Annotated in this window: 18 protein-coding genes; 5 read left to right on the forward strand and 13 right to left on the reverse strand. The window is 42.9% G+C overall.

The genetic code is table 11. From position 1 onward, the window contains the following. The 5 genes from L2096_RS07025 to L2096_RS07045 all read right to left on the reverse strand — a co-directional run. Nucleotides 1-801 (reverse strand): elongation factor Tu (locus L2096_RS07025; protein WP_250365137.1); only part of this gene is annotated, 801 nt, incomplete at its 3' end. Between the two features lie 92 nt (nucleotides 802-893). After that, nucleotides 894-3,032 carry an elongation factor G gene (fusA, locus tag L2096_RS07030; RefSeq protein WP_004935414.1) on the reverse strand — a complete coding sequence of 713 codons (2,139 nt, stop codon included), beginning with the start codon at nucleotides 3,030-3,032 and terminating at the stop codon, nucleotides 894-896. 181 nt (nucleotides 3,033-3,213) lie between these two features. Beyond that, nucleotides 3,214-3,684 (reverse strand): 30S ribosomal protein S7, encoded by a 471-nt coding sequence (rpsG, locus tag L2096_RS07035; RefSeq protein WP_004750610.1) that lies wholly within the window; start codon nucleotides 3,682-3,684, stop codon nucleotides 3,214-3,216. A gap of 160 nt (nucleotides 3,685-3,844) precedes the next feature. Then, nucleotides 3,845-4,219, reverse strand: a complete 375-nt coding sequence (gene rpsL / locus L2096_RS07040; protein WP_004648013.1) for a 30S ribosomal protein S12 — start codon at nucleotides 4,217-4,219, stop codon at nucleotides 3,845-3,847. A 184-nt stretch (nucleotides 4,220-4,403) separates the two neighbouring features. Continuing rightward, complete coding sequence (locus L2096_RS07045; protein ID WP_250365138.1) at nucleotides 4,404-5,798, reverse strand: EcsC family protein; 1,395 nt, start codon at nucleotides 5,796-5,798, stop codon at nucleotides 4,404-4,406. A gap of 298 nt (nucleotides 5,799-6,096) precedes the next feature. On the opposite strand from L2096_RS07045, the gene L2096_RS07050 reads away from it, so the two are divergent. Together L2096_RS07050 and L2096_RS07055 are read left to right on the forward strand one after the other, a co-directional pair. Continuing rightward, nucleotides 6,097-7,323: a beta-ketoacyl synthase N-terminal-like domain-containing protein gene (locus tag L2096_RS07050; protein WP_004935411.1), complete on the forward strand. Its 1,227-nt coding sequence runs from the start codon at nucleotides 6,097-6,099 to the stop codon at nucleotides 7,321-7,323. A 307-nt stretch (nucleotides 7,324-7,630) separates the two neighbouring features. Next, on the forward strand, nucleotides 7,631-8,083 hold the full coding sequence (locus L2096_RS07055; RefSeq protein ID WP_088459315.1) for a CopD family protein: 453 nt from the start codon (nucleotides 7,631-7,633) through the stop codon (nucleotides 8,081-8,083). A gap of 23 nt (nucleotides 8,084-8,106) precedes the next feature. On the opposite strand, the gene L2096_RS07060 is transcribed toward L2096_RS07055, so the two are convergent. Continuing rightward, nucleotides 8,107-9,234 (reverse strand): acyltransferase family protein, encoded by a 1,128-nt coding sequence (locus L2096_RS07060; RefSeq protein WP_250365139.1) that lies wholly within the window; start codon nucleotides 9,232-9,234, stop codon nucleotides 8,107-8,109. Nucleotides 9,235-9,358: 124 nt separating this feature from the next. Beyond that, nucleotides 9,359-10,036, reverse strand: coding sequence for an HAD-IA family hydrolase (locus tag L2096_RS07065; protein ID WP_149930069.1), 678 nt, complete (start codon nucleotides 10,034-10,036; stop codon nucleotides 9,359-9,361). 98 nt (nucleotides 10,037-10,134) lie between these two features. On the opposite strand from L2096_RS07065, the gene L2096_RS07070 reads away from it, so the two are divergent. Further along, the gene (locus tag L2096_RS07070) at nucleotides 10,135-10,902 is read left to right on the forward strand and encodes a hydroxymethylpyrimidine/phosphomethylpyrimidine kinase (RefSeq protein ID WP_004935392.1); all 768 of its coding nucleotides are present in this window, start codon (nucleotides 10,135-10,137) and stop codon (nucleotides 10,900-10,902) included. A 120-nt stretch (nucleotides 10,903-11,022) separates the two neighbouring features. Here the strand turns inward: L2096_RS07070 and lysM are convergent, their stop codons facing one another. The 6 genes from lysM to L2096_RS07100 form a co-directional block, all read right to left on the reverse strand. Next, the gene (lysM, locus tag L2096_RS07075; RefSeq protein ID WP_004945821.1) at nucleotides 11,023-11,499 is read right to left on the reverse strand and encodes a peptidoglycan-binding protein LysM; all 477 of its coding nucleotides are present in this window, start codon (nucleotides 11,497-11,499) and stop codon (nucleotides 11,023-11,025) included. A gap of 180 nt (nucleotides 11,500-11,679) precedes the next feature. After that, the gene (acpP, locus tag L2096_RS07080) at nucleotides 11,680-11,916 is read right to left on the reverse strand and encodes an acyl carrier protein (protein ID WP_004935385.1); all 237 of its coding nucleotides are present in this window, start codon (nucleotides 11,914-11,916) and stop codon (nucleotides 11,680-11,682) included. A gap of 85 nt (nucleotides 11,917-12,001) precedes the next feature. Next, nucleotides 12,002-12,736, reverse strand: a complete 735-nt coding sequence (fabG, locus tag L2096_RS07085) for a 3-oxoacyl-ACP reductase FabG (protein WP_048766228.1) — start codon at nucleotides 12,734-12,736, stop codon at nucleotides 12,002-12,004. Beyond that, nucleotides 12,733-13,719: an ACP S-malonyltransferase gene (gene fabD / locus L2096_RS07090; protein WP_004935379.1), complete on the reverse strand. Its 987-nt coding sequence runs from the start codon at nucleotides 13,717-13,719 to the stop codon at nucleotides 12,733-12,735. The genes fabG and fabD overlap by 4 nt, the downstream gene beginning before the upstream one ends. 154 nt (nucleotides 13,720-13,873) lie before the next feature. After that, nucleotides 13,874-14,059: a 50S ribosomal protein L32 gene (rpmF, locus tag L2096_RS07095; protein ID WP_004922151.1), complete on the reverse strand. Its 186-nt coding sequence runs from the start codon at nucleotides 14,057-14,059 to the stop codon at nucleotides 13,874-13,876. Between the two features lie 72 nt (nucleotides 14,060-14,131). Further along, nucleotides 14,132-14,692: a YceD family protein gene (locus L2096_RS07100; RefSeq protein ID WP_025094556.1), complete on the reverse strand. Its 561-nt coding sequence runs from the start codon at nucleotides 14,690-14,692 to the stop codon at nucleotides 14,132-14,134. A 96-nt stretch (nucleotides 14,693-14,788) separates the two neighbouring features. Here L2096_RS07100 and L2096_RS07105 point away from each other — a divergent pair, with 96 nt between their 5' ends. Then, entirely contained in the window at nucleotides 14,789-15,451 is a 663-nt protein-coding gene (locus tag L2096_RS07105) for an elongation factor P hydroxylase (protein WP_250365140.1), read from the forward strand. Between the two features lie 101 nt (nucleotides 15,452-15,552). After that, on the forward strand, nucleotides 15,553-16,170 hold the full coding sequence (locus L2096_RS07110) for an L-threonylcarbamoyladenylate synthase (protein ID WP_004935370.1): 618 nt from the start codon (nucleotides 15,553-15,555) through the stop codon (nucleotides 16,168-16,170). The last annotated feature ends 7 nt before the right edge of the window (nucleotides 16,171-16,177 follow it).

Genomic DNA, 16,177 nt, shown 5'->3' on the forward strand with positions numbered 1-16,177 from the left:
AAGTTTACGGAACATTTCAACGCCAGTTACTGTCGTAGTTTGTGTATCACGGATACCTACGATTTCAACTGATTCGCCTACTTTCACGATACCAGCTTCTACACGGCCAGTTACTACTGTACCACGACCAGAAATTGAGAATACGTCTTCGATTGGCATCAAGAATGCTTTGTCGATTGCACGCTCTGGCTCTGGGATGTAAGAGTCTAGTGCTTCTACAAGCGCAAGAACTGAAGGCTCGCCGTACTGACCTGCGTCACCGTTAAGCGCTGCAAGTGCAGAACCACGGATCACTGGAGTGTCGTCGCCAGGGAAGTCGTAAGTAGATAGAAGTTCACGAACTTCCATTTCTACAAGCTCAAGAAGCTCTTCGTCGTCTACAAGGTCGCATTTGTTCAAGAATACAACGATGTAAGGTACACCTACCTGACGAGAAAGAAGGATGTGTTCACGAGTTTGTGGCATAGGACCGTCAGTCGCTGCACACACAAGAATCGCGCCGTCCATCTGAGCAGCACCAGTAATCATGTTTTTAACGTAGTCGGCGTGGCCCGGGCAGTCAACGTGCGCGTAGTGACGAATTGGAGAATCGTATTCTACGTGTGAAGTATTAATGGTAATACCACGTGCTTTTTCTTCTGGAGCCGAGTCGATTTGCGAGTAATCTTTCGCTTCACCGCCGTAAGTTTTCGCACAGATAGTTGCGATCGCAGCAGTAAGAGTTGTTTTACCATGGTCAACGTGACCAATTGTGCCCACGTTTACGTGTGGCTTATTACGTTCAAACTTAGCCTTAGCCATGAGTTTTTCCTTTATAAACTGCTCATGAGGGTCACTCATGAGCGCTTGGTTTTTTAACTAAAAATTAGTTTGGGCTTATAGTAATCGAAAGATTACTCGTCGTCACCTTTTTTACCGCCAGATTGGAATTTCGAAATGATGCCTTCTGCCACGTTGCGTGGAGTTTCAGCATATTTAGCAAATTCCATAGAGTAAGTCGCACGACCTTGAGACATAGAACGCATTTGAGTCGCGTAACCAAACATCTCTGCTAGTGGAACTTCTGCTTTAATTGCTTTTGTTCCGCCAGGAAGATCGTCCATACCCTGAACCATACCACGACGACGGTTTAAGTCACCCATGATATCGCCCATGTAGTCTTCTGGAGTTTCAACTTCAACTTTCATGATTGGTTCAAGAAGGATAGGATCTGCTTTCATGAAACCATCACGGAATGCATAAGAACCTGCCATTTTGAACGACAATTCATCAGAGTCGACGTCGTGGTAAGAACCGTCAAATAGAACCGCTTTAACGCCTACAACTGGGTAACCAGCCAAGACACCGTTCTTCATACGCTCTTGAATACCTTTGTCAACTGCACCGAAGAATTCTTTAGGTACTACACCACCTACAACTTCTTCAGCGAATTCGTATTCTTTACCAGCTTCTTCAACATCAAGCGGCTCAAGACGGACATAGACGTGACCGAATTTACCTTTACCACCTGTTTGACGAACGAATTTACCTTCTTGCTCAACAACTTTCTTGATTGTTTCGCGGTATGCAACCATTGGCTTACCAATGTTTGCTTCAACACCGAATTCACGCTTCATACGGTCAACGATGATGTCAAGGTGAAGCTCACCCATACCCGCAATGATCGTTTGACCAGATTCTTCATCTGTACGAACGCGGAATGATGGATCTTCTTTCGCCAAACGACCTAAAGCAATTGACATTTTTTCTTGGTCAGCTTTAGTTTTTGGTTCAACTGCCAACGAAATTACTGGCTCTGGGAATTCCATACGCTCAAGTGTAATGATGTTTTTCTCATCACACAGTGTATCACCTGTGGTAACGTCTTTAAGACCTACACACGCTGCGATATCACCCGCACGAATTTCGTCAAGATCCTGACGTTCGTTTGCGTGCATCTGTACAATACGACCGATACGCTCACGCTTCGATTTAACCGGGTTGTATACTGGGTCGCCTTGTTTAAGAACGCCTGAGTAAACACGGATAAACGTCAAGTTACCTACGAATTTGTCGTTCATGATTTTGAACGCAAGTGCAGAGAACGGTGCTTCGTCAGATGCTTCACGAGTTGCTTTAGTTTCAGCTTTGTCGTCTAGAACACCTTCGATTGCCTTAACTTCTGTAGGAGAAGGTAGGAATTCGATGACTGCGTCCAACATACGTTGAACACCTTTGTTCTTAAACGCAGAACCACAAAGCATCACTTGAATTTCAGATGCCAATGTACGCGCACGTAGACCTGCGATGATGTCTTCTTTAGAAAGATCACCTTCTTCTAGGTACTTGTCCATTAACTCTTCAGACGCTTCAGCCGCAGCTTCAACCATGTTGGTACGCCATTCGTTAGCAGTATCAACGAGGTCAGCAGGGATTTCGCCGTATTCAAACTTCATACCTTGAGAAGCTTCATCCCAGATGATCGCTTTCATTTCGATCAAATCAACAACACCAGCGAATGTATCTTCTGCACCGATTGGCACAACGATTGGCACTGGGTTACCGCCGAGACGAGTTTTCATTTGTTCAACAACACGGAAGAAGTTTGCACCTGTACGGTCCATCTTGTTCACGAATGCTAAACGAGGTACTTGGTACTTGTTCGCTTGACGCCAAACAGTTTCAGACTGAGGCTGAACACCACCAACTGCACAGTAAACCATGCACGCACCGTCAAGAACACGCATAGAACGTTCAACTTCGATTGTGAAGTCTACGTGTCCCGGGGTGTCAATTACGTTGATACGGTGTTGGTCAAACTGGCTGCCCATACCAGACCAGAAACAAGTTGTTGCAGCAGAAGTAATGGTAATACCACGTTCTTGCTCTTGTTCCATCCAGTCCATTGTTGCTGCACCGTCGTGTACTTCACCAATTTTGTGAGATACACCTGTGTAGAACAAAATACGTTCAGTCGTTGTAGTTTTACCTGCGTCGATGTGCGCAGAAATACCGATGTTACGGTAGCGAGAAATCGGGGTTTGACGAGCCATGATGACTTACATTCCTAAATATATTGTTTAAAACAGGACGCACCAACATGAAATTGATGCGCTCGAACACTCAAGGTGGGCAACTTAAATACCCGCAAATCCCCCACTTGGGTAAAGTGCGATGTTAAATCGAGATGCAGTACGCATGAGTATTCTCCTGATGAGGGACTGTTTTATCCGCTTAGAAACGGTAATGAGAGAAGGCTTTGTTCGCTTCAGCCATACGGTGCACGTCTTCACGTTTTTTGATCGCAGCACCTTTGCCTTCAGCTGCATCAAGCAACTCGCCAGCAAGACGTAAAGCCATAGTTTTTTCAGAACGCTTAGCAGCAGCATCTACTAACCAACGCATAGCCAAGGCAGTACGACGGGATGGGCGTACTTCCATTGGTACTTGATAAGTAGCACCACCAACACGGCGTGCTTTTACTTCGACCATAGGACGAACTTTTTCAAGCGTCGCTTCAAAAAATTCTACTGGGTCTACTTTATTTTTTTCTTGAACGCGTTCTAAAGCACCGTAAACGATACCTTCAGCAACAGACTTTTTACCGTCTTGCATAACGTGGTTCATGAATTTAGCGATTGTTTGGCTGCTGAATTTAGGATCTGGAAGGATCTCACGAGCAGCGACTACGCGACGTCTTGGCATTTTAAAACTACCTATAAATATGACACTTCAGGATGATCCAGCAGATTGTGCAAGTGTCATGCACGCTACGCTGGCCTTACTATACGTCGCTTGAATTTCAAACATTAAAGAATTCAAACAAGCGAAACGCTAAAGGATTTCGGCTTTATCGAACTAAGAATTACTTCTTAGGACGTTTAGTACCGTATTTAGAACGAGACTGGTTACGATCTTTCACACCAGCACAGTCTAAAGAACCACGAACGGTATGGTAACGTACACCTGGTAAGTCTTTAACACGACCACCACGGATAAGAACAACACTGTGCTCTTGTAGGTTATGGCCTTCACCACCGATGTAGCTAGATACTTCAAAACCAGAAGTTAAGCGAACACGGCAAACCTTACGCATTGCTGAGTTAGGTTTTTTAGGTGTAGTAGTATAAACACGTGTACAAACACCACGACGTTGTGGACAAGCCTTCAACGCAGGAACTTTGGATTTTTCAATCAAAGTTGTGCGACCCTTACGGATCAACTGATTTGTTGTTGCCATATGGCAATTCTCCCGTTAATTGAAAACCTCAAAAAGAAAACACCTCTTTTTGAGGGCATGCAATTGTAAGCCAAGATGTAAAAATGGTCAACATCGGTAGCGTTAGCAAATGTTGACCATCTCTTGACTTGCGCACGTTTTCAGACAGCAGAAAATAAACGCTTTTGTTGACGGTTTAATGACATTAAGGCGTTTTCGGTTTCGGTGTTCTTTTACGTTTAGGTTTTGCAGGTGCTGCTTCTGTCTCATCAAACGCAGCAACCTCAGTACCTTCTTCAACTTCCGTTGTTTTTAATGCGGGTTGTTGTGGCTCACTCTCTTCATGAGGCTCGACATAGTGATCGGCAAGATGTTCAATTTTTTGCTGTACTGCATCGTCAATTTCAGCTTCAGTCTGAGCAGCTTTTGGAGCTTTTCGAGTGACTTTAACTTTGGCTACCACTGGATTTTCAACAGATACTTGTTCAGCCTCAACAGGTATCTTGGTTTCTTCCGTATTTTGTTGTGCAGCTTGAGGCTCTTTAAGGGGTACTGCTTTAAATAATGACGCTTCAGCATGATACGCCTGTAAAGGGGTTAATTGCTCATCGGGATGTTCAAGCAAGTAATGACGAGCTCCACCAAAAATAGCTTGTGCTTTATTACCTGCATCTTCAATCAGTTTCCAGCTATATATTCCACCTAGCGCAGCACCGGCGACAGGCGTTAATTTCCCGATAGCAGAAAAGCGAGATACCCCATTCAACCAGCTAAATTTTGGTTCGCCTGTCTCATCTACAAACCATTTTTTAATGGCTTCAGCATCATTACTTGAGCCTAAAAGTTGCTGAAACTGACTAATATCATGTGTTTGTAACATCGACTTCAAGGTTTTGAGCGCAAGCAACAAGGTTTGCTTTTCTGCGATCAGACTCAAATCAATTTCTTTAAAAACAAACTCGACGATATCTTGCTGAGTAGAATCACTTAAATTAAACCCGTGCGCATGCCCCGTTTGATAGATAGTACGTAGCGCCAGAAGCAGTGACAATGGAACATCAAGGGCCGCTCCAGCAACACCAGTTGCGCCACTGAATGCTCCTTGTGCGATTGCAATCAGTTTATTTTGCTCAATAAAGGCATGACTCAATCGTTGCGAGCGATCTGGATTGGTGGTCAGATCTTCAATGCGCTTAACCCCAGCCTCTTCAAGCACACGTTCTAGCGAACTGGTTTGCGCAGTAAAGTCATTAAGGCGGTCAAAAAGATAGTCGGCAATCTTGTCTTGGAAATCTGGCGATAGAAAATTTGCAACACTATAGACCCGGCCGTAATGTCGACCTAAAAGCTGATGTGATACTTTCGGCAAGTGCTGACGCAACATCTGCTGAGGATTATCATACTTTTCAATTTCAAACGCGCCCTTGATTTGTGATTTTCCTTCTACGGTACGTGACTGATCCACATTGGAATTCATCTTGGAAATTGTGCCGGGAGCAACATGATTTAAGACATCCAAACCCGAAGAGCTGAGCTTTTTAGCCACTCCAAAGGCTGCCGACAACAGGCTCTGGCTTTGATTATTATTAGAATTGGTCATCAAGTACCTCTATATTCTGTTTCTTTCATTTAATGCTAAATACTAGGTGGAGTACGGATTTATCTCAACTTTAATCTGTTTCTTTTAGTTAATTGCTGTACACCACGATGCCTGATGCTGAAACATAGCACAGTTAGGAATACATATAAGATTTGCCATAAGAATTAAAAAATCATTCTGTTATTATGAATGCAATTTTAAACAATCAGCTATTGCGCCTGACGGTTGCACCCGATTGGTCAAATTTTTTGGCGCACTGAAACAAACTCAAGACTATCACCATATAAGGGATACTTAAATGAAACGTGTTGTAATTACTGGTATGGGTATTAACTCATGTATTGGTAACACTCTAGAAGATGTCACTCATTCACTCCAAAATGGAATCTCAGGCACACGTTTTAACCCAACTTATGCAGAACTCAACTTTAAAAGCCATGTGAGTGCAGCTGCAGAACAAGATTTTGACAATATTGATCGTAAACTCAAACGCTTTATGGGTGTTTGTGCAATGTATGCCTATAACTCAGCAGTTGCTGCGGTTGAGCATGCAGGTTTGACTGCTGCGGACCTTGAAGGCAATCCACGCTACGGTATCGTAGGTGGCAGTGGTGGCGGTTCAACTGCATCCGTTGTTGAAATGCAGGAGTTACTTGAAACTAAAGGCGCACGTAAAGTGGGGCCTTTCTTCGTACCACGTAACATGACCAACACCATTACCGCGAACGTTGGTGTTGCATTCAAACTTCAAGGCGTATCTCACTCGATTGCCAGCGCATGTGCAACATCTGCAGATGCAATTGGTTATGCGTATAACCTTATCCAATTAGGTAAACAAGATCTGATTCTTGCAGGTGGCGGTGAAGAAGATCACTGGTCTCAAAGCTTGTTGTTTGATGCGATGGGCGCGCTTTGCTCAAAGTACAACGACACACCTGAAACTGCTTCTCGTCCATACTCGGCTGACCGTGATGGTTTCGTGATTGCTGGTGGCGGCGGTTTCTTGGTACTTGAATCACTTGAACACGCTCAAGCACGCGGTGCTAACATTTTAGCTGAAGTTGTTGCTTATGCAGCGAACGCAGACGGTGCAGATATGGTTGCTCCAAGCGGTGAAGGTGCAACACGCTGTATCTTGATGGCACTTGATGAAGCCAAGCAACACGGTGTTGAATCGATTGACTATGTCAACACACATGGCACATCAACCCCTGCTGGTGATATTACAGAGCTTAAAGCAATGGAACGTGCCTTCGGTGAAGGTAAAGTTCCTGCATTCAGCTCAACCAAATCTATGACTGGTCATAGCTTGGGTGCAGCAGGTGTTCACGAAGCGATCTACTCAGTCCTAATGCTTCAAAATGAGTTCATTGCACCAAACATCAACGTGACTGAACTCGACGAAGGCGCAAAAGGCTTCGACATCGTACTTGAAAAGCGTGATACCAAGCTTAACTCGGTAATGAGCAACAGCTTCGGTTTTGGCGGTGTGAATGCTTGCTTAATTTTCAAAAAATGGAATTAATGCCATTTTTGCAAAGCCGATTGGCCTTCTTGAAGTAACATATATGTAGATAAAAAGCGGAACAATGGTTCCGCTTTTTTGTTGAGCCTACTCACAATACGACTACATTAAAATTCAATCATCACGCTTGCTGAACGATATCTCAACGTCGATATAAGTAAAAGGCAGATTGCCATTATCCTCTTGAAAAATTCAATCCAACATTGAATACTGTCCATATTCGCTGAGTGCAAACCTTATGATTTCATTTCGTTTTGTTACGTCAAATCATCAGCTTTCCACCATTGTCTTAATTTAAGGAATTGTAATGGATGCTCCATCAGACGCATTTTTATGGGTCAAAGCATTACACATTATTGCGGTAGTGTGTTGGTTCGCTGCCTTATTTTATCTACCTCGACTTTATGTTTATCATGCCATGAGTGAAGATGAGATTAGTCATCGTCGCTTCGAAATTATGGAACGTAAACTATATCGCGGTATCATGTGGCCCTCCATGATTGCAACGCTGATCACGGCTCACTTTTTAGTAGATTGGGGCGATGCCACTCGGCATTATCATGAAGCGCTTTGGTTTTATATTAAAGTGGGGTTGGTAGGACTGCTGGTTATTTATCATTTAGTGTGCGGGTATTATCGTAAAAAACTGATTGGAAATGCGCATTACAAATCACACAAATTCTGGCGTTATTTTAATGAAATGCCGACACTGATTTTATTTGCTGTCGTTATACTGGTGGTGGTTAAACCGCAGTTTTAAATAGCAAAAATTATAAGAAAGCCTCAGTCAATCTGAGGCTTTTTAATGACCCATTTATCCCGAATCTTTTGGTTTAATGGTGACGAATAATATTTTTCGATTAACCAACTCAAAATAAAAGTCACAATCAAAAAAGCAATAAGTAGCATGATTTTTTGATCTGGCAAGGTTGTTTTTGGAATATACATCACCTTGATTAACCCTAAAACAATCAAGTGAAACAGATACATCTCATAGCTGCGCTGCCCGATCCAAACCAATATTTTAGAAAAAAAGGTTAAGTTTTTAGCTTGCTGCGGTTGGATAGAGCAAAATATTAATACTGCACTTAATAGCGCAAATACGCTTATACTCCATGTACTCACCTCTTTGATCGGCGCATAACCATATAAGGCAATCATCAGAGCAATCACAATAAAAATGACAAGCTGAATATTTCTGAATCGAATTGATATTTTTTGTGCCAGCAGCGCAGTAAGACATCCGATTGCAATCCCATCAAAACTTGAGAAGTAATGATACAAATATGCACCGCTTTCTTCGCCCGCATGTAAAAAGCGGAAGTATGGGGCATAGACAATGATCGATATGAGAAATAAAACAAATAATTTAAATTTACTCCTGCACAGTATCAAACACAAAAGCGGAAAAGCCAGATAAAAAACTTCCTCAACCGAAAGTGACCACAATACTCCTAATGCATAGTTGATCCAACCATATTCGATAATTAAAAGATTCATCCAAAAGGTCAAAGCAGCAAAAACAGTAAGGCGATAAGAAACTTCTATACCAATGGGTGCCTGATTCAGAAAAGGTTGCAATCCGAAACTTCCCAATAGTGTAACCATAGATATCAGCAGAACTAAACAAGGAACAATACGAGCAATACGCCGCAGATAAAAATTTCGAATATTGATTTTGGATAAATGGCCTTCTCGACTCAAAGTATGCTGAGTAATAAGAAAACCTGAGATAACAAAAAAAAGCGTGACGCCATAATTACCGTTTCGAGCAACTAAAGTACTTAAAGGTTCACCCAAAACCGACATACCCAGCCAAGTGTCATGCAGTTTATAGGGAATATTAAAATGATGGAGTAGCACCAACAAGATAGCTACTCCTCTTAATATATCAATCCGATAACTTCTCATTTTTTCTCATTCTTATTGTATTAAAACCTATTAAAAATTTAGCAAATACCACTGATTCTTAATCAGTTTTTAGTAAAGCTAGATATTTAAAAATAAAATCAAACGTTTTTAAACTCAATATATGTTACTTAGACCTTACATCCTCATGCTTGATCAGTATATTTAAAAGTTGATCAAAACGTTGAATACAATATTTTGGCCTTGCCAAATCTAGTTCTTGTGCAGAGCCATAACCGTACTCCACCGCAATGGTCTCAATTCCATTACGACGCGCACCTAAAATATCGTGCTCGCGATCTCCAACCATGACACATTCGGCAGCATCAAGCTGCTCTTGCTGCAAAATATAAGCAATCAGGTCACCTTTATTGGTACGCTCACCTGTTAACTCGCTTCCATAAGGATGCGTGAAATAGCCAAGCAGTCCGAAATGCTCCAATATGCGTACTGCATAAACGTGTGGTTTTGCAGTGGCCAAATATAGTCGATAGCCTTCCTCTTTAAGCGCTGCTAGCGTCTGAGCCACATGTGGATAAAGCTCATTTTCAAATAACCCCACCACTGAAAATCGCTCACGATAACCCTGTAAAGCCTGCTCTGCTCGTTCATGCTCTGGCTCCACATTTAAAATTTTTGCCAATGATGCCTTAAGTGGTGGACCGATGATCCAGTCAATATTTTCACTTTCAGGCAATACACAACCTACTTTATTTAGACCAAAACGTGCCGATGTCGTGATTCCGACTTTTGGATCAGTTAACGTGCCATCAAGGTCGATCAAAATATTTTTAATGCTGCTCACAATTCATACTCAAACAATGTCAGATGAAAAAATAGGGTCGAGAGTTTTTTTAAACTTGCCTATACTACCTCAAATTCAATATTTTAAGGATGATCGTCGTGCGTCCAACCGTTCTTTGTTTTTCTGGTCTTGATCCTTCTGGCGGCGCTGGATTACAGGCCGATATTGAAGCCATTGGTCAAAGTGGCGCACATGCAGCAATCGCCTGTACAGCACTCACCATTCAAAATTCGCAGCAAGTCTTTGGTTTTGAAGCAACATCGAAAGAATTACTCCTTGCACAAGCAAATGCCGTTGTGGGTGATTTACCCATTCGATGTGTAAAATCGGGTATGCTCGGTACCACTGAAAATATTGCAGCATTGGCTGAGTTTTTACGTGCGCATCCTAACTATCAGTATGTACTTGACCCGGTACTGGTGGCCAACAGCGGCGGCTCGCTGGGCGATCAAGCCACATTGGTGAAAGCCTTTGTTGAACTCATTCCACTGGCAACCGTTATTACACCAAATACTGTCGAACTGCGTGCCCTGACGGGATTGGACAACATTGAAGATGCGACTCAAAAGCTATTTGATTTAGGTGCGCAGGCGATTTTGGTGAAAGGCGGCCATGAAGCAACACCAGATCATATTCGCAATCAGCTCTTTGTAAAAGGTGAACTGGTTGCAGAAAGTACCTGCCCTCGCTTAGAAGGTGAATATCACGGATCAGGATGTTCATTGGCCAGTTTTATAGCAGGACGTCTGGCTTTGGGTGATGAGCTTAAAATCGCGGTTCAACATGCGGAAGTGTGGTTATTTGGTGTGCTTAAAAATGCCGAAACTCCCGTTCCAAATGGGCAAAAGATTCCAAAGCGGTTTTAAGCATTATAATGTGCGCTGTAGATGGAGCTTAAAATTACGTTACAAGCATAGCAAGCTATAGCCATAATGCAAAAAGGGCGCAATTTAATTGCGCCCTTTTACTTAGTTACTTATCACACCTTAAGCCGGAATACGCAGTACCTGTCCTGGAAAAATATCGTCTGCGTCTTTAAGTAATGGTCGATTCGCTTCAAAAATTTTATTGTAGTGATTTGGATCACCATAATATTGTTTTGAGATTTTAGATAAATTATCACCCGATTTAACTGTATAAAATTGGCTTTCTGGTTCTGGCACTTCGACTGTCATTTGATCATCCACTTTCGCCACATGATCGATATTTCCCACAGCCAGTACAATTTTTTCTTTGTCGGCCTGACTTTTCACCTTACCCTGAATCGTGGCCAGATCGGTAGTACTGTTATAGTTGATCACCAAGCCCTGCACGCCCAAACCAAGTTGCTGTACATGCGCCAGTAACTGATTAGCAATTTGCTGGGCTGTGGGTTCCTGAGGTGTAGCGGCTGGTGTTGATGCTTGTTCGACGTGTGCCTGATTCTTTTTTCCAATTCCTTTAACAAAATCAAAAAGACCCATCATTTTCTCCTGTTGTTTTTTTCATTAAGCAAATAAACGCCTTTCTAGTAAAACTGAAAATCACTCTGATTTAAGTGGTGATTCCCTTACAGCAAGTAATAAAATGTAAATTGCATCACATATCTTAAATCACACACATAAAAAAACCACCTTGCGGTGGCTTTTATCAGCATCAATTAATTAACCAAGTTTTTTGGTTACATAATCAATTGCTGATTGAACAGTTGTGATTTCGTTTGAATCTTCATCAGGAATCGTGATGTCGAAGTCATTTTCGAAAGACATAACAAGTTCAACTAGATCTAGAGAGTCAGCGCCCAAATCATCCATGAAAGATGCTTCGTTTTTGATCTCTTCTGCTTTCATACCAAGTTGTTCAGCAACTGCTTGCTTAACACGTTGTTCGATATCGCTCACAGGAATTCTCCTCATTGCTTGTGGCGTTTTAAATGCCGTTAGTGTAATTGAATATTGGATTTTTTGAAAGTTAATACATCAGCACTTAGGCCATGTATAAACCACCATTTACGTGTAATACCGTGCCAGTAATGTAACTTGCCTTATCGGAAGCCAAATAACTTACTGCATTTGCGATATCTTGTGGTTCACCAAGACGACCCAAAGCGACTTGATCACTCATCTTCTTGCGCAAATCTTCACTCAGCGCATCAGTCATTTCAGTCGCAATAAAGCCAGGTGCGATACTGTTCACCGTAATCTGGCGGCTACCCATTTCTTTTGCAAGGCTGCGGCTAAATGCTTCAATACCGGCTTTAGCGGCTGAATAGTTGGCTTGGCCTGGGTTTGCAAAATGTGCAACCACCGAACTGATATTGATAATACGGCCAAAGCGAGCTTTGGTCATACCCTTCAATACGCGCTTAGAAAGACGATAAACCGCTTTCAGATGAATATTTAGAATGTCGTCCCAGTCATCTTCGCTCATACGCAGCAAGAGATTGTCACGCGTAATACCCGCATTGTTGACCAAGACCAAAACTGGACCATAATTTTGTTCGATGTTTGAAACAACTGCTTCAATTTCATCCAAATTACGTACGTCTAGGGTGAGGCCTGTACCTTGCTCCCCAAAACTTTCAGATAATTTTTCAGCCCCAGATTCGCTGGTTGCTGTACCAACGACAAAGAAACCGTCTTGAATAAGTTGCTGGGCAATCGCTGCACCAATGCCACGGCTCGCGCCTGTTACCAATGCAACTTTACGTTGTTGTGTCATGCAATTTTTCCTTCAGCCACTAAAACTGCATTTAGGGCATCTTCCATGCGACTATTCGTATCGATCGCAAATGCTTTTTCAATATTTGGTAAACGTTTTGCCAGATTGCTTAATACCGTACCCGGGCCACACTCAACAATGTACTGGATGCCTTGATCCTGTAAATATTGCATGGTGCGTGTCCATTGCACAGATTGATACAACTGCGCAGTTAACGCTTGGCGTAATTGAGTCACGTCAGAGGCAATTCCTGCGTTTACATTTTGTATTACAGGTAGGCTTGGTAGCTCAATGGCAGTTTGTTCCAATGCTTCAGCAAATTTTTCTGCCGCAGGCTTCATTAATGAACAATGCGAAGGTACTGAAACAGGCAGTGCAATCGCTTTACCCGACTGCTCTTTTGCAAGCGTCATGACTTGATTGACCAATGCTGCCGAACCTGCAATCACTACCTGACCTTGAGCATTGTAGTTTGCTGCCTCGACAGAGCCTTCACCTGCTGCTGTCACTTGCTTACAAAGCTCAATAACTTGATCGTCTGCCAAGCCCAAAATTGCCGCCATAGCGCCCACACCCTGAGGAACTGCGCTTTGCATCAATTTACCACGTAGATTGACCAATTTGGCCGCATCGCCGAGCGACAACGCACCCGCAGCCACCAACGCACTGTATTCGCCAAGTGAATGGCCTGCAAGGTATTTAGGGGCCAAACCGCCTAAATCCAGCCAGACACGCCATAACGCAATACTTGCCGTTAATAGTACCGGCTGAGTGTTTTCGGTTTGATCAAGCCCTTCGCCACTTTGTGCGATATGCCACAAATCAAAACCGACTGCGTCAGAAGCCTCCGCAAAGGTTTCTTTCACACCACTAAACTGCTCTGCAAGTTCAGCGAGCATGCCGACTTTTTGCGAACCTTGACCAGGAAATACAAATGCAGTTTTCGTTGCTTGAGCGACTTGATCGAGTCGTTTAGCAGACATATAAAAATCCTTTATTTCGTCTTTGCTTAATTTCTAAGGCGGAAATTTATCATTATTCTATAGATTTTATAATTGCGAAAAACAACAAAAAAAGGGAGCTTTCGCTCCCATTTTTTCTACATTAAAGCCTTAAGCTCAATGCAAATTCACTAAATTATTCAGCGTCAGCTGCTTTAGCGAATAATTGACGACCACGGTAGATACCATCTTTAGTCACGTGGTGACGACGATGAGTTTCACCAGTAGTTTGGTCAACTGTTAATGCATTCTCGGTTAAAGCGTCATGTGAACGGCGCATGTCACGGCGAGAGCGACTTTTACGGTTTTGCTGAACGGCCATGATGGCTCCTTACAAAGATCGAAAAAAATGGATCAGAACAAATTCAGTTATCTCAACCAACAAGTATAACACTTATGAGTTAAGTTTACCTTTCAAACTTGCTAAAACATCAAACGGATTATCACGTTTTTCTTCAACAATGTCCTGAACGGTAGGCTGATGTTTATGTTCACAAGCATCATGCTTGGGAGACAAAGGCATCAACAGTAACAGTTCATCTTCTAGTAATGAGAGTAAATCAACAGTCGCAGGAGTGGTAAAATCACCCTTTGTTGACGACTCACTTTCACCTAAAACGATGAAATCAGCATCCTCATCCAAGCGCTCTATCAGTGACTCATCATCGATCAAGGCAAGACGGAAATCTGAAACAAGAGGAATTTCCACTGGCTCCAGGCAACGCTGACATTCTAGCGGAACTTTTGTTTCAACATGACCATCAAACCATACAACGCGATGATACGCATCCATTGATAGTTTACAGTCTATATAGATCAATTGATCATTAATTGATCCAACAGCTTCACGAGCAATACGAGCAAAGCGAGACAATGGCAGTGTTCCTGACCATGTAAAGCCTTGTTCAGCCCATTTATACGGCTCAATCTGTGCCGGAAAGGTATTTGCTGACATAATTAAGGCGGCAATTCTACAAATTCATCAGTACTCTGTCAAAGATTAAGATACAATTTTGTACCAAATCTGACAGAACTCGGGGTAAATTAAGCAATGCACCTGTTGCAGCCGCAACCTGAAGTAACAACTTCATCACTTGTTCGCACCCATCTCACGTGTGATTCTGCCTTGTCGATAGACACAGTGCAACTCTCACCATGGAGAAATTTACAAACTGAGCAGGATCAGGTGGACTGGCTCATTTTACACTTTAATCACTGGTTTTCCCATCAAAATGTGACTTTAGTGAAAGGTGAGGTAGAACCTGAGTATTTTCCTGCATCAAATCATGCGCCTGCGCGTATTCAGTTTGCGCATGGCTTCTTTAATAGTGCCTTGCATGAAATCAGTCACTGGACGATTGCCGGCGCCAAAAGACGCTTATTGCCAGATTTGGGCTATTGGTATGCTCCTGATGGCCGTACAGCCGAGCAGCAAGCGCTTTTTGAACAAGTCGAAATCAAACCGCAAGCCATCGAATGGTTATTTGCGCAAGCGTTTGGGCGTAAATTTAGAGTATCTCTAGATAACTTAACTGGCGATGGTGGTGACGGCTCGCGATTTAAAGACAATGTCTTTCTTCAGGTGCAAAAGTTTTTTTCAGGCGAGACCAAAATTCCTGCCGATGCATTGCATTTTATTCAATGCATTTGTATGACCGCTCGACACGGTGAGCTTCTTGTCGCACATGAGTTTTTACGCAACGCACTGGATTAGATTACATAATCTCTACTTGTGGTCACGCATTCGACGCAGCGCATATGCTTAAATGTAAACACTGACTTTAAAACAATAACAGAATCAAGGAGTATCCAGATATGTTGCATTTGCATATACATCCAGACAATCCGCAAGCACGCTTAATTCATCAAGCAGTGGAGCGTATCCGAGCAGGCGATGTGGTGGTCTACCCGACTGATGCGGCGTACTCGATTGGTTGTCAAATTGGAAATAAATCGGCAATGGAGCGAATTGCTCAAATCCGTGGCTTAGGCCCAAAACATCAATATGCCATTATGTGTTGTGATTTATCCGATATTGCCACCTATGCCAAAGTGGATAACGCGATGTATCGTCTACTTAAGACCAACACACCCTCGATCACGACTTTTATTTTACCTGCAACCAGCGAAGTCCCTAAACGCTTGATGCACCCCAAGAAAAAAACCATTGGCTTACGTATTCCAACCAATCCAATCTGTCAGGCCTTACTTCAAGAACTGGGCGAACCGATCTTGACCAGTACCCTGATATTGCCGGGGCAAGACGATCCACTCGATGACCCTTATGATATTGAAAACCAGCTCGCTAAGCGTGTGGATGTCTTCATTGATGGTGGCTTCGGTACGCTCACTACCACCAGTATTGTAGATTTGTCGGGAGAAAATCCGGAAGTTGTACGCCGAGGTGCCGGCGATGTCAGTGCTTTTGAATAAGCACTGA

Origin of the sequence: Acinetobacter sp. ACZLY 512 (assembly GCF_023614015.1) — a bacterium.
GTDB classification, from domain to species: domain Bacteria; phylum Pseudomonadota; class Gammaproteobacteria; order Pseudomonadales; family Moraxellaceae; genus Acinetobacter; species Acinetobacter soli.